The 14,286-nt window shown below is 50.0% G+C and carries 14 protein-coding genes; 3 read left to right on the plus strand and 11 right to left on the minus strand.

Going from position 1 to position 14,286, the window contains the following annotated elements; genetic code table 11:
- Positions 1–33: 33 nt before the first annotated feature.
- A complete protein-coding gene (gene lptG, locus HMPREF2871_RS02205) occupies positions 34–1,104 on the minus strand; it encodes an LPS export ABC transporter permease LptG (protein ID WP_049335369.1) in 1,071 nt (356 codons plus the stop codon).
- Entirely contained in the window at positions 1,101–2,216 is a 1,116-nt protein-coding gene (gene lptF, locus HMPREF2871_RS02210) for an LPS export ABC transporter permease LptF (RefSeq protein ID WP_003686055.1), read from the minus strand. Before lptF ends, lptG begins: the two co-directional genes overlap by 4 nt.
- A 157-nt stretch (positions 2,217–2,373) precedes the next feature.
- On the opposite strand from lptF, the gene HMPREF2871_RS02215 reads away from it, so the two are divergent.
- The 3 genes from HMPREF2871_RS02215 (at position 2,374) to znuD (ending at position 6,873) form a co-directional block, all read left to right on the plus strand.
- Positions 2,374–3,783 (plus strand): leucyl aminopeptidase, encoded by a 1,410-nt coding sequence (locus tag HMPREF2871_RS02215; protein ID WP_049335367.1) that lies wholly within the window; start codon positions 2,374–2,376, stop codon positions 3,781–3,783.
- Between the two features lie 100 nt (positions 3,784–3,883).
- Positions 3,884–4,366 (plus strand): cupin domain-containing protein, encoded by a 483-nt coding sequence (locus tag HMPREF2871_RS02220; RefSeq protein ID WP_049335365.1) that lies wholly within the window; start codon positions 3,884–3,886, stop codon positions 4,364–4,366.
- Between the two features lie 218 nt (positions 4,367–4,584).
- A complete protein-coding gene (znuD, locus tag HMPREF2871_RS02225; protein WP_049335364.1) occupies positions 4,585–6,873 on the plus strand; it encodes a TonB-dependent zinc receptor ZnuD in 2,289 nt (762 codons plus the stop codon).
- A 204-nt stretch (positions 6,874–7,077) separates the two neighbouring features.
- On the opposite strand, the gene HMPREF2871_RS02230 is transcribed toward znuD, so the two are convergent.
- The 9 genes from HMPREF2871_RS02230 to lpdA all read right to left on the minus strand — a co-directional run bounded on the left by HMPREF2871_RS02230 (position 7,078) and on the right by lpdA (position 14,147).
- The gene (locus HMPREF2871_RS02230) at positions 7,078–7,656 is read right to left on the minus strand and encodes an HD domain-containing protein (RefSeq protein WP_049335362.1); all 579 of its coding nucleotides are present in this window, start codon (positions 7,654–7,656) and stop codon (positions 7,078–7,080) included.
- Between the two features lie 78 nt (positions 7,657–7,734).
- Positions 7,735–8,547 (minus strand): phosphatidylserine decarboxylase, encoded by an 813-nt coding sequence (locus tag HMPREF2871_RS02235; protein WP_049335360.1) that lies wholly within the window; start codon positions 8,545–8,547, stop codon positions 7,735–7,737.
- Positions 8,548–8,772: 225 nt separating this feature from the next.
- Positions 8,773–9,039, minus strand: coding sequence for a hypothetical protein (locus tag HMPREF2871_RS02240; RefSeq protein WP_049335359.1), 267 nt, complete (start codon positions 9,037–9,039; stop codon positions 8,773–8,775).
- Positions 9,020–9,427: a phage holin family protein gene (locus HMPREF2871_RS02245; protein WP_049330957.1), complete on the minus strand. Its 408-nt coding sequence runs from the start codon at positions 9,425–9,427 to the stop codon at positions 9,020–9,022. Before HMPREF2871_RS02245 ends, HMPREF2871_RS02240 begins: the two co-directional genes overlap by 20 nt.
- Positions 9,428–9,536: 109 nt before the next feature.
- A complete protein-coding gene (locus HMPREF2871_RS02250) occupies positions 9,537–9,971 on the minus strand; it encodes an ElaB/YgaM/YqjD family protein (RefSeq protein ID WP_004519274.1) in 435 nt (144 codons plus the stop codon).
- A gap of 191 nt (positions 9,972–10,162) precedes the next feature.
- On the minus strand, positions 10,163–11,053 hold the full coding sequence (gene sucD / locus HMPREF2871_RS02255; protein ID WP_002221113.1) for a succinate--CoA ligase subunit alpha: 891 nt from the start codon (positions 11,051–11,053) through the stop codon (positions 10,163–10,165).
- 10 nt (positions 11,054–11,063) lie between these two features.
- Positions 11,064–12,284 (minus strand): ADP-forming succinate--CoA ligase subunit beta, encoded by a 1,221-nt coding sequence (gene sucC / locus HMPREF2871_RS02260; RefSeq protein WP_004519273.1) that lies wholly within the window; start codon positions 12,282–12,284, stop codon positions 11,064–11,066.
- A gap of 17 nt (positions 12,285–12,301) precedes the next feature.
- The gene (locus tag HMPREF2871_RS02265; protein WP_002242554.1) at positions 12,302–12,589 is read right to left on the minus strand and encodes a hypothetical protein; all 288 of its coding nucleotides are present in this window, start codon (positions 12,587–12,589) and stop codon (positions 12,302–12,304) included.
- Positions 12,590–12,713: 124 nt separating this feature from the next.
- Entirely contained in the window at positions 12,714–14,147 is a 1,434-nt protein-coding gene (lpdA, locus tag HMPREF2871_RS02270) for a dihydrolipoyl dehydrogenase (RefSeq protein ID WP_002225317.1), read from the minus strand.
- Positions 14,148–14,286 lie beyond the last annotated feature (139 nt).

A 14,286-nucleotide genomic window follows, 5' to 3' on the forward strand; every position in this document is an offset into this window, starting at 1 on the left:
TTGCCTTTCAGACGGCCTGAAGTTTATTTTGCCTTATCTTTTTTCCTGACGGCGTATCAGATACACCGCCAACAGTGCAAACAAAACCGTCGGCAATGCGCCTGCCAAAAACGGCGGCACGCCGTACAACTGGCTGGTAAAGCCGAAGAGCCGTCCGGCAAAGTGGAACAGCAAACCGAGACAGATACCGCCGAAAAGTTTCAAGCCCATATTGCCGTGACGCGTGGTTTGCGGGGTAAAGGCGAAGGCAACAAGCGCCATCACCCATGCGGCAACGGGATACACCAGCTTGCGCCACCATGCGATGGCATAGACTTGGGTATTTTGGTTGTTTTTTTCCAGATGGTCGATGTAGGTGGTCAATTCACCGACAGACATTTGGTCAGGCTTGACGAGCAATACATCCATCAGGTTGCGTTTGACGGAAATCGGCCAGTTTTCTTCGACAGCAGTAGAAACCTCGACTTTATCTTCGCCCAATATGCTGCGGCGGATATTTTTCAGCTGCCAGCTGCCATCTGGATTCAAAACCGCTGATTCGGCTTCCGCGGCTTGGGTCAGTTCGTTTTTATCGTTGCGCTGCCAAATTTTGATGCCTAAAAGCGTATGGTCGGGCAACATTTCGCGCACGTTGATGATGCTGTTTTTTTCTTTCAACCAAAGGCCGGTATTGCCGGTACTGATTTTGCCGTTGATGGCGGCGGCTTTGATGTTTTCGGCTTTTTGGCTCAGAGTGGGGGTAACCCATTCGCCAAGAGCGACGGTGGCAATGGCGAAAATCAAACCGAACTGCGACAAAATCAACAGCAGCTTTTTGGTGCTCATGCCGCTGGCTTTGATAACGGTCAGCTCACTGCCTGAAGCCAGTTGGCTGAGGGAAATCAGGCCGCCGATCAAAACAGCGAGCGGCATCAGTTCATATGCGCGCGCAGGCATCTGCATTAAAACATACTGCCCCAATTTTGCACCGTTATAGCTGCCTTTTCCAAGATCGCCGACTTCGTTGATGATTTCAAAAAAGCTGTACAAAGCGAGAAAGGCAAGGAGGGCGTAAACCGCCATAACCGCCATTTGACGGATGATGTAACGTGAAATCAGGTTCATTTTCCGCCTTTCAATGTCAGACTTTTGGCAACCGCCTGCCAGAAGGGTTGGCTAGGCATACTGCGCACACGCAGCAGGACGACGGCAATCACAAACATGATGATGTGCATAGGCAGCAGTCCGAGCCAAAAATGGATTTTGCCGTCTTCCACAGCATTGCGCAGAAAGGTCAGCCCGTTTTGGTAAACCAAAAACAAACCGATGGCAATCAAGATATTGTAGGTGTGGCCGCTGCGCGGATTGAAATAGGAAAGCGGCACGGCAAGCAGGCACAGCAACAAAACGCTGACGGTCAAGGAAATACGCCACATCAATTCCGCTTGGTGTTGGGGATTGCTGCTGCCAATCAGTTGGGCGGTCGGAATGGTTCGGCGGTGTGAAACAGGGTCGATAAGTTTGGGCGTGGTGCTGATAATCAGGCTGAGGTGTTGGAAAGAAACGCGGTTGTAATCGGCTTTGCCGGGCGTACCGCTATAACGGTAGCCGTCGCGCAATTCAAGCGTGCGTTTGTTGTCGGTCAGCGAAAAATTGCCTTCTTTGGCAAAAACGATGTTGTCGTTGCCGTTTTTGTCCTGCTCGCGCAGGAACAGGTTTTTCATGATGCCTGATTCGGTATCGAAGGTTTCGACAAAATAAACCCTGCCGTTGCGCTTGCCCAAGTTATTGAACTCGCCGGCTTCCACCAAAGACAACTCCTGCTTCTGCTTCAAAATTTCGGCATATTCGCGGCTGCGCAACTCTGCCCACGGCATTACCCAAAGCTGCATGACGGCAATCAAAATGGCAAACGGCACGGCAAACTGCATGACCGGGCGTATCCATTGTTTCAATGCCAATCCGCAAGAGAGCCAAACCGACATCTCGCTGTCGCGCCAGTAGCGGGTCAATACGGTCAATGTACTGATAAATGCGGTCAACACCAGCAAAAGCGGCGTCATGCCGATTACCCAGAAGCCGACTAAGGCCAACACGGCATCGATGGCGACACGCCCGTCGGCTGCGCGGCCAAGCAGGTTGATAGCCTGCGTGGACACCAATACCGCCAAGAGGACGACAAAGATGCCGACGGCGGTAAAGGAAAGTTCTTTAATAAAGTTTCTTTGGTAAATCATAAGATTGAGCGTGGTATACGGTTTATGGGAAACCTATATTTATTAATAAGGCTTCAGACGGCATGACACAAATGGAGTACAATGATTTTCATCTGTTCGGACGGTTGGTCACAGGCCGTCTGAACAACCGACAACCGTTCCAATCAGGAGAATAAACGTGAAATTTAGCACAAAAGCCGAAACTTTGCAGGCTCAACAGGCAGGTGCGCAATTATTTGTCTGCGCCGAAGCATCGCAACTGAGCAACCCGACTGCCCTCGCCCTCTTCGCATCCCTTGAAGAAGGTCAAAATTTCGCCGACACCAAAATCCCGACGGACAACGGTTTACAAGCCATTGCCGTCGCCCGCCTCGAAAAAACCGACCGCGCCGCATTAAACAAAGCCGCAGCCGAAGTCGCCAAATGGGCGCAAAATCAAGAAACGGTCAATGTGGCCGTTCACGCCTTTGAAGAAGCGCAAGCCGCCGCCGTTACCGAAGCGTTTGCGATTGCGTTCGGCAATGCCGCCTACCGTTTCGATCGCTATAAAAAAGAAGCCAAACCGGCCAAATTTGCAGAAGCCGTGTTCCACAGCGTACACGAAGCCGCCGTCAAAGAAGCCCTGCGCGTTGCCGAAGCGCAAGTTTACGGACAAAGCCTCTGCCGCGACTTGGGCAATGCCGCACCAAACGAATGTACGCCTGAATTCCTCGCACGTACCGCCAAAGCCGAAGCCGAAAAATTGGGCGCACACGCTAAAATCATCGAAAAAGACTACATCAAAGAAAACATGGGTTCGTTCTGGTCTGTTGCCAAAGGCAGCGTTGAGGATCCATATTTGGTCGAACTAAGCTATTTCGGTGCGGCCGACAAAGAAGCCGCGCCTGTGGTATTGGTCGGCAAAGGCATTACTTTCGACACCGGCGGCATTTCCCTCAAACCCGGCCTGAACATGGACGAAATGAAGTTTGACATGTGCGGCGCGGCAACCGTCATCAGCACCTTCTGCGCCGCCGTCAAACTGCAACTGCCGATCAACCTGATTGCCATCGTCGCCACTTGTGAAAACATGCCTTCCGGCGCAGCCAACAAACCGGGCGACGTCGTGAAAAGCATGAAAGGCTTGACCATCGAAGTGTTGAACACCGATGCCGAAGGCCGTCTGATTTTATGTGATGCGCTCACTTACGCCGAACAATTCAAACCCAAAGCCGTCATCGACGTCGCCACCCTGACCGGCGCGTGCATTATCGCCTTGGGTCATGACGTCAGCGGCGTGATGGGCAACAATCAAGATTTGGTCGACAGCCTGCTGGCCGCTTCCCGCAACGTGGACGACAAAGCATGGCAACTGCCGCTCTTTGAGACCTACAAAGACCAGCTCAAATCCAACTTTGCCGACATTCCAAACATCGGTACGCCAGGTGCAGGCACGATTACCGCCGCAACATTCCTGTCCTACTTTACCGAAGACTATCCATGGGCACACCTCGACATTGCGGGTACCGCATGGAAATCCGGCGGTGAAAAAGGTGCAACCGGCCGCCCTGTTCCTTTATTGTTGAACTATCTGCGCAATGTGAAATAAATCTTGGGGGAAGCCTGCGGGGTTACACATTTCAACCCCGCAGGCCGTCTGAAAACGGAATCCGCATTATCTGACTCAACCTGACAAACGGAGAACCACCATGAAACCACTATTTGCCGCATTATCTGTTGCCCTTCTGCTCGGCACATCTCTAAATGCTCAAGCCACCGAACAAACTACCCCCACCAACCGCAACATCCAAGTGTACAAAAAAGCCGACTTAACTGAATGGAACCGCGAAAACGCAGCCGGAGGCCAAGGCCCCTTGCTCGGCAGCTTTGCCTTCACGCGCCATCAAACCGCCGACCAAGACGCATTCAAAGAAATCGGCTGGCTCACTCTTCCGCCTGGCGCTTCTATCGGCCAACACAAACATACCGGCAATGAAGATGTTTACATCATCGTATCCGGCAAAGGCCTGTTTACCGACAGCGAAGGCAAACAAACCGAAGTCGGCGCCGGCGACATTACCATCGCCCGCCCCGGCCAGTCCCACGCACTCAAAAATATCGGCAAAAAGCCGTTAGTATTCCTTGATCTGATTGCCGAGACCGCTGGCGCTAAAGCCGCTGAGACCAAGTAATGCTTTCAATGAAAGCAAACAATCTGCCATGACTTTCTGCCTTACCCAAACCAGGCAGCAGAGAGATTGTTCCGTTTTCATTTAAACCTACATACAAGCTAAAGGCCGTCTGAAAACCACGCTTCGTTTTCAGACGGCCTTTTTTCTCAAAAATCTTATTATATAAACAATGAAATGTTATATAATAACAGCCTTTCAAAATATGATGAGAAACTAAAATGACACAAACCACACTCAAACCCATTGTTTTATCTATTCTTTTAATCAGCACCCCCATCCTCTCCCAAGCGCATGAAACCGAGCAGTCGGTGGACTTGGACGAGGTTACCGTCGTCGGCAAAAGCCGTCCGCGCGCCACTTCGGGGCTGTTGCACACTTCGACCGCCTCCGACAAAATCATCTCCGGCGATACCTTGCGCCAAAAAGCCGTCAACTTGGGCGATGCTTTAGACGGCGTACCGGGCATTCATGCCTCGCAATACGGCGGCGGCGCGTCTGCTCCCGTTATTCGCGGTCAAACAGGCAGACGGATTAAAGTGCTGAACCATCACGGCGAAACGGGCGATATGGCGGACTTCTCGCCCGACCATGCCTTGATGGTGGACAGTGCCTTGTCGCAACAGGTCGAAATCCTGCGCGGCCCGGTTACGCTCTTGTACAGCTCGGGCAATGTAGCCGGTTTGGTCGATGTTGCCGATGGCAAAATCCCCGAAAAAATGCCTGAAAACGGCGTATCGGGCGAAGCCGGGTTGCGTTTGAGCAGCGGCAATTTGGAAAAACTGACATCCGCAGGCATCAATATCGGCTTGGGCAACAACTTCGTGCTGCATACCGAAGGCTTGTACCGCAAATCGGGCGATTACGCCGTACCGCGCTATCAAAAAGAAGAAGGCCGTCTGAAACGACTGCCCGACAGCCATGCCGATTCAAAAACAGGCAGCATCGGCCTGTCTTGGGTTGGGGATAAAGGTTTCCTCGGCGTGGCATACAGCGACCGTCGCGACCGCTACGGCCTGCCTGCCCACAGCCATCTCTACGACGACTGCCACGCCGACATCATCTGGCAAAAGAGCTTGATTAACAAACGCTATTTGCAGCTTTATCCGCACCTGTTGACCGAAGAAGACGTCGATTACGACAATCCGGGCTTGAGCTGCGGCTTCCACGACGACGATGATTCACACGCCCATGCCCACAACGGCAAACCTTGGATAGACCTGCGCAACAAACGCTACGAACTCCGCGCCGAATGGAAGCAGCCGCTCCCCGGTTTTGAAGCCCTACGCGTACATCTGAACCGCAACGACTACCACCACGACGAAAAAGCAGGCGATGCAGTAGAAAATTTCTTCAAAAACAAAACACACAACGCCCGTATCGAGTTACGCCACCAACCCATAGGCCGTCTGAAAGGCAGCTGGGGCGTGCAATATTTGGGACAAAAATCCAGCGCGCTTTCCGCCATTCCCGAAACTGTCCAACAACCGATGCTGATTGACAACAATGTGCGCCATTACAGCTTTTTCGGTGTAGAACAGGCAAACTGGGACAACTTCACGCTTGAAGGCGGCGTACGCGTGGAAAAACAAAAAGCTTCCATCCAGTACGACAAAGCATTGATTGATCGGGAAAACTACTACAACCAGCCCCTGCCCGACCTCGGCGCGCACCGCCAAACCGCCCGCTCGTTCGCACTTTCGGGCAACTGGTATTTCACGCCACACCACAAACTCAGCCTGACCGCCTCCCATCAGGAACGCCTGCCGTCAACGCAAGAGCTGTACGCACACGGCAAACACGTTGCCACCAACACCTTTGAAGTCGGCAACAAACACCTCAACAAAGAGCGTTCCAACAACATCGAAATCGCGCTGGGCTATGAAGGCGACCGCTGGCAATACAATCTGGCACTCTACCGCAACCGCTTCGGCAACTACATTTACGCCCAAACCTTAAACGACGGACGCGGCCCCAAATCCATCGAAGACGACAGCGAAATGAAGCTCGTGCGCTACAACCAATCCGGCGCGGACTTCTACGGCGCGGAAGGCGAAATCTACTTCAAGCCCACGCCGCGCTACCGTATCGGCGTTTCCGGCGACTATGTACGAGGCCGTCTGAAAAACCTGCCATCCCTGCCCGGCAGGGAAGATGCCTACGGCAACCGTCCTTTCATCGCACAGGACGACCAAAACGCCCCTCGTGTTCCGGCTGCGCGCCTCGGCGTCCACCTGAAAGCCGCGCTGACCGACCGCATCGATGCCAATTTGGACTACTACCGTGTGTTCGCCCAAAACAAACTCGCCCGCTACGAAACGCGCACGCCCGGACACCATATGCTCAACCTCGGCGCAAACTACCGCCGCAATACGCGCTATGGCGAGTGGAATTGGTATGTCAAAGCCGACAACCTGCTCAACCAATCCGTTTACGCCCACAGTAGCTTCCTCTCCGATACGCCTCAAATGGGCCGCAGCTTTACCGGCGGCGTGAACGTGAAATTTTAAAATCGGACAGGCAAACAAAAAAGGTTTTCAGACGGCCGTCTGAAAACCTTTTTTCTTATTTTAACCAATCATTAAACCTAATGATGCCATTTTATTAGTACTCAAACATAAAACAACCATTATTTTTGAGAAATAAATAAAAGAGTTATACAAGAAAAGCTACATATCACAATATTCCTCAACTATTTTAAAGATCAATTGATATTATAAATATATGCCCTTTTCCACACTTTCCTTAACCAACTCTTCAGTCAGTTTCCATAACTCTTTAGATTCACCTTTTATAAATTTTTTCTTTTCTAATACCATATCTGAACTAATATTATCTGGATTATAATTTAATTCTGATACTTCTAAATGATTTATAAGTGGCACCAATGCGTCAATAACTCTTGCATATCTTGCCTCAGCACTCTGCCCTTTTTCAAATTCCAACCAAGAATTTTTCATATTCAAATATTTTTCTTCTGGAAGGATTCTCATTGTTTTTTCTATAGATTCTAGCTCTCTATCATGAGAATGAACTTTTTTCTCATCATTAAAAACCCAAGTATCTCCGGCATAAATCTCACCTAAATCATGGATTAGTAACATAGAAATTACCTTTTCCATATTCAATTTTTCAGGATAATAATCTTGAAGAACAATCGAAGCCATCGCACTCTGCCAAGAATGCTCAGCGCTATTTTCAAATCTTCCATCAAGGGTTCTATTAAATCTTGTTACTGACTTTAATTTCTCTATTTCTTTAATAAAATCAACTATATTACTCAGATCACTCATTACCGCTTCAACTTCCCTAATATTTACCTTTAAATTCTTCTATTAAGGTATTTAAACTTTTATCTGAAAAACCAGCCATTAATCTTTCAATACATCTTGCACAGCCGCTTGAATCTTAGCCGCTGCTGCTTCGATTTGCTGCTGTTCGGTAGATGGGTTTGCCACTGTTTCAACCGGAGCAGCTTGAGAAGCTGGTGCGGCTTGTGGAGCTGCGGCTTTAGGCTCAGATTCAGTTTGCGGCGCAGTCAGCGGCAAACGCGCCAATACAGTGCTGACGCCGGTAACTTTATCGCCAATCGCCACTTGCGCCTGCGCATCGACAGGCAAATACATATCCACGCGCGAACCAAAGCGGATAAAGCCATAGCGTTCGCCACGGGACAGTTTCGCACCGGCTTGGGTGTAGCACAAAATACGGCGCGCCACCAAACCGGCCACTTGAACAAAAGTAATTTCACGACCAGAAGCCGTAGTCGCCAACACCGCGTTACGTTCGTTTTCCGTGCTGGCCTTATCCAAATCCGCATTCACGAATTTGCCTTTGTTATAAACCACTTTCGTTACCGTACAATCGGCAGGCGATTTTTGCGAATGCACGTTGAACACGTTCATAAAAATACTGATTTTCAAAGCGTCGACATCACGATACGGATCGCGTGCGCGCTCAACCACCACGATACGGCCGTCAACAGGACTCAACACCGCTTCAGGATTTTGCGGAATCTCACGCGCAGGGTCGCGGAAAAACTGCAGGGCAAATACGGTAAACACCCAAAACGGCAAAGACCACCAGCCGCAGCACATCGATACCAGCAGGCTCAAAGCCAAACCGCCGCCGATAATCGGCCAGCCCTCACGGGCGATAATCGGGTGGGGATACAAACGGTTCATCATTTATCCTTCATTTAATAATTTCAAAATTGCCGCCATTATATCTGAAACTCCAAACATTGAGGCCGTCTGAAATGTTCAGACGGCCGGTGTCTTTTGTAAAAAATACTCAACATAGATAAAGTTTCAGTTTCGGCAACACAATGACGCAGCGTCCTCAACAAGCGGCTCACACGAGCCAACAACACGCCGCAAATATCATTTTGACCAAACCTCCGCCCTCGGTTATCTCGACAAACCCAGTATGATTGCCAATACCAGCCAAATCCAATGCCGACGGCGCGATGTAGAGAACAAAGAGCGTTGAGACAGCAAACGCGTTTGGCTCAACTGATACGCCACATCGGCCAACATTACCAAGCGATTAGTCTGCCGAGCATTACTTTCTTCCGCTTTACGCAGTTTCAAATTTTCCGCTTCAATCCGCAGCCGCACCAGCTTGGCTTCTAAAAGCAGCAGCTCGCGCGCTTCTTCATACTCCTGTCGCTTCATCGTCCGTATCCTTGTCTATCTCACCGCGCAAATACGCAATGTCCGATCGAATATCCTGCAAGGTCTCAGCCACACGGCTGCCCTGCTCCCGATAATCTGCCGATACTTTGCGGAACAATACAGCAATAATCAACAGGCTTACAAAGAAAATGCCGAAAAATACCCACAAAGCAGCCACATCCGACAACACGCGGTTCAAGCCGAACAGTAAACCGACCAAGCCCACCATCAACAGCGCGCCGGACAATACCAGCCATATCGCCAAACGAAACACATTCTCCGCCTGACGCGTCAAATCCAAGCTCAATACCTGCAAACGCAGCAACAGCAAATCCGCGCCCTGATTCAACAAAGCCTTGCCATGTTCAAAACGCTGGCGAATTCCCATCTCGATTATCCTTTTTCTTAGGAAACATAAGGCTAAGGCCGTCTGCACAGCGCAATGAAATCCATGATTTCATGTGCACGCCTGTTCAGACGGCCTTAACATATTCGCATTAACGGCGATTCAACAACACACCGACAACCAAACCGGCCAATGCGGCAAAACCCATCGCATAATATGGTTTTTCATGCACCACTTCATCAGCGTGTTTGGCACCGCGTTTCAAACGTTCGCCCGCATCGGCTTCAAATTCGGCAAAACGCTCTTTGCCTTCTTTCAAACGCTCCTGAGCCGCTTCTTCAAACTGCTCGTATTTTTCACGCGCACGCTCGGCATGATGGCGCAAACGTTCGCCGGCCTCTTCTTCAAAACGGCTCAAGCGCTCTTTGGCCACGGCCAATTTTTCTTCCAATTTGGCTCGAGCTTTGCTGCCCTCTTCCGAACCGGCTTCAACACCATTGCGGTACAACTCTTCCACATCATCCATTACTTCTCGGATGTCTTTCAGTAAAGCCTCGCGACGTGCTTCAAAATCGTGTTTTTTCATGCTTCTCTCCTTGATATAGGTTGATATGGTTACAGAATATTTATCTGTTAATAAATTATAACCGTTTATTCCAAAATAAACGTTAATTTAAATAAAATTAAGTGCTTATTATGAAAACAACCCGATGAAATTTAAAAAAGGCCGTCTGAAAACTTCAGACGGCCTTTTCCATTCAGCTTAAAGACTTAATCTTATGCCAAACCTTTTGCTTTCAACACTTCCAGCATGGTAGTGCCCAACTCAGCAGGGCTGCGGGTGTAAGCGATACCGGCTTTTTCGAAAGCGGCGAATTTTTCTTCGGCAGTACCTTTACCACCTGAGATAATCGCACCGGCGTGGCCCATACGTTTGCCTTTAGGAGCGGTAACACCAGCGATGTAACCTACAACAGGTTTGGTTACGTTGGATTGGATGTATTCGGCTGCTTCTTCTTCCGCAGTACCACCGATTTCACCGATCATGATGATGGCGTCAGTATCTGGGTCTTCTTGGAAGAGTTTCAGTGCGTCGATTTGGTTCATACCAGGAATCGGGTCGCCGCCGATACCGATACAGGTTGATTGACCCAAGCCCAGTTTGGTGGTTTGTGCCACAGCTTCGTAAGTCAACGTACCGGAACGGGAAATAATACCGATGCGGCCCGGAGTGTGGATGTGGCCCGGCATAATACCGATTTTGCACTCACCCGGAGTAATCACGCCAGGGCAGTTAGGGCCGACCAAGCGGGTACCGTTACCATTAGTTTCCAGATAGCGTTTGGCTTTGAGCATGTCCAGAGTTGGCACGCCTTCGGTAATCACAACGACCAAGCCTACGCCTGAATCAACGGCTTCAACGATAGAATCCAAAACAAACGGAGCTGGAACGTAAATTACAGATGCGTCCGCGCCGGTTTCTTTAACGGCTTCTTTCATAGTGTTGAATACAGGCAGGTTCAGGTGGGTTTGACCGCCTTTGCCTGGGGTAACGCCGCCGACAACTTTAGTGCCGTAAGCCAGAGCTTGTTCGGAGTGGAAAGTACCATTTTTACCGGTGAAACCTTGAACCAATACTTTGGTGTCTTTATTAATCAATACGCTCATTCTTTTCTCCTTAGGCGTTTACGGCTGCAACAATTTTTTCGGCTGCGTCATTCAGGCCGTCTGCAGAAGTCAGTTTCAGACCTGATTCGTTCAGGATTTTCGCGCCGAGTTCGGCGTTGTTACCTTCCAAACGAACAACGACAGGAACGTTGACGTTGATTTCTTTAACGGCTGCCACGATGGCTTCCGCAATCATGTCGCAACGTACGATACCGCCGAAGATGTTGATCAATACGCCTTTAACGGATTTGTCTTCCAAAATCAGTTTGAACGCTTCAACCACGCGGTCTTTGGTTGCGCCGCCGCCAACGTCCAAGAAGTTGGCAGGTTGGCCGCCTTTGAGTTTGATGATGTCCATAGTGGCCATCGCCAAACCGGCACCGTTAACCATACAGCCGATGTTGCCTTCCAGGGCAACATAGTTCAGGTCGAATTCAGAAGCTTTCAGCTCACGTTCGTTTTCTTGAGATTTGTCGCGCAATTCAGCGATTTTTGGCAGGCGGTAGAGCGCGTTGCTGTCGATACCGATTTTGCCGTCCACGCAAGCCAGTGCGCCGTTTTCGCGAACTGCCAGTGGGTTTACTTCAAACAGGGCGAAGTCGTTTTCGATAAACGCTTTGTACGCACCGGTCATCAGTTTGACGAACTCGTTGATTTGTTTGTCTTTCAAGCCCAGTTGGAAGGCAACTTCGCGAGCTTGGCAAGGTTGCAGGCCGACCAGAGGATCAACGGTTACTTTGAAGATTTTTTCTGGAGTTTCGGCAGCAACTTTTTCGATTTCCACGCCACCTTCGGTAGAAGCCATGAATGTAACGCGGCGGGTAGAACGGTCAACCACTGCGCCCAAGTACAGCTCGGTTTGAACAGGATACATGTCTTCGCAAACCAAAACGCTGTTGACAGGTTGGCCGTTGGCATCGGTTTGGTAAGTTACCAAGTTGGTGCCAATCAGGCTTTCAGCCACTTCTTTAGCTTCTTCGCGACTTTTAACGACTTTTACGCCGCCCGCTTTACCGCGGCCGCCAGCGTGTACTTGTGCTTTGACAACAGCGAATTTGCCGCCCAATTTGTCGTAAGCTGCAGCGGCTTCTTCGCCGTTGTGTGCCAAAATACCGCCTTGTACGGGCAAACCGTAGCTAGCCAGCAGTTCTTTAGCCTGATACTCGTGTAAATTCATGGATTTCTCCTTAAGGTGAGTGGGTTTTAGGAATCGCCCTGCGGCCAATCCCATATTTTCAGACGGCCCTACTATTTACTGAAGGGCAACCACATCCGCGCCAGCAGATACATGGTTGCACCGCCTCCCCCGAGAATAAAAAAGACGATGCCTTTTTTACGCGAATTCGGGCAGAGCAGATAAACGGCAAGGCTGAAACTGATAAACAACAATGCCACGCGCCAAACCAATTCTTTATCTTTGAAACGGTTGAGCGTATAAGTTTCGGTCATCATCACATACATCTGCCACAATGCGGCCATACACATGCTGATGATGCCCGCCGGTATAAAGAAAATACCGACTATTTCTTTGTTCATAATGAATGTAAATGCTGTTTGTTTGTCTGACGGAATTATAAATCAGAAAACGGAGCTCTCGGAACATTCAATTTGTCGAAGGTCTTAAGGCCGTCTGAAAAATTTCAGACGGCCTTAATGTCTATCAACCGTGCAAAGCGCGTTTGTCGGCCGCCAATGCAGCTTCGTGAACCACTTCGGACAAGGTTGGGTGGGCATGGATAATGCGGGCGATGTCTTCGCTGCTGGCGAAGAATTCGAGCGCAGTCACGCCTTCGGTAACCAATTCGCTGACAACCGGGCCAATCATGTGTACGCCCAAGATGCGGTCGGTTTTGGCATCTGCCAACACTTTAACCGTACCTTTGGCTTTGCCCATTGCCAATGCGCGACCGTTTGCGCCGAAACCTGAAGTACCTTTTTTGTACTCCACGCCTTCGGCTTTGAGTTGCTCTTCGGTTTTACCCACCCAAGCGATTTCAGGGTCGGTGTAAATCACGAACGGTACGTTGTTGAAGTCGATATGCGGTTTTTGACCGGCAATGCGCTCTGCAACGGCAACGCCTTCATCGCTGGCTTTGTGTGCCAACATCGGGCCGCGAACCACGTCACCGATTGCCCATACGTTAGGCAGATTGGTACGGCATTCGCCATCTACTTTGATAAAGCCACGTTCGTCTTTTTCCAAGCCTACGGCTTCGGCGTTCAGGCCTTTGGTGTTTGGAATACGGCCGATGGCAACGATCAGTTTGTCGAATACTTCGGTTTTGGCTTCGCCGGCAGCAGTTTCGTAAGCAACGGAAACGCCTTTGCCTTCAGATTTGATGTCGCCGATTTTCACGCCCAATTCGATGCTCAAACCTTGCTCTTTAGTGAAGTATTTGAAGGCTTCTTTGGCGATTTGTTGGTCTGCGGCAGCCAAGAAGGTCGGCGCAGCTTCAAGAATGGTAACTTCTGCACCCACGCGGTTCCATACGGAACCCATTTCCAAGCCAATTACGCCGGAACCGATCACGCCGAGTTTGGCAGGTACTTCGGTCAGGTTCAATGCGCCTTCGTTGTCCAATACGTTCACGTTGTCGATAGCAACTTGTGGCAGCGGACGCGGTACGGAACCGGTGGCTACGATGACGTGTTTGGCTTCGATAACGGTTTTCTCACCTTTGTTATCGACTTCAATTTGGTAGGCATCGCCATTTTTACCGGCAAAGGAAGCAGTACCGAACAGGCTAGTTACTTTGTTTTTTTGGAACAGGAATTTCACGCCGCCGGTCAGTTTGGTCACGATGGCATCTTTGCGCTCAATCATTTTGGCCGCGTCGAATTTTACGTCGCCGACAGTGATACCGTGTTCGGCAAACTCGTGTTGCGCAGCGTGGAAATGTTCGCTGGATTGCAACAGGGCTTTGGAAGGGATACAACCTACGTTCAAGCAAGTACCGCCCAATGCAGGGGCATTGCCTGCTTTGTTAACGCCTGCATCAACGCAAGCGGTTTTGAAACCCAGTTGCGCGGCACGGATGGCGGCAACGTATCCGCCCGGGCCTGCACCAATCACTACTACATCATATTGAGACATCGTGTCATCCTTTGCTTTTAGCAGTATCTCAAAATAAAAACGATACTTTTCGTTTCTTTTTTATTTTGAATGACTGCGTTTTGATGGTTTTAAGAAAAGGCCGTCTGAAAGTCCATATCTGCCGATTCATTCGAATCAA

The organism is Neisseria sp. HMSC067G12 (genome assembly GCF_001812725.1).
Classification (GTDB): Bacteria; Pseudomonadota; Gammaproteobacteria; order Burkholderiales; family Neisseriaceae; genus Neisseria; species Neisseria perflava.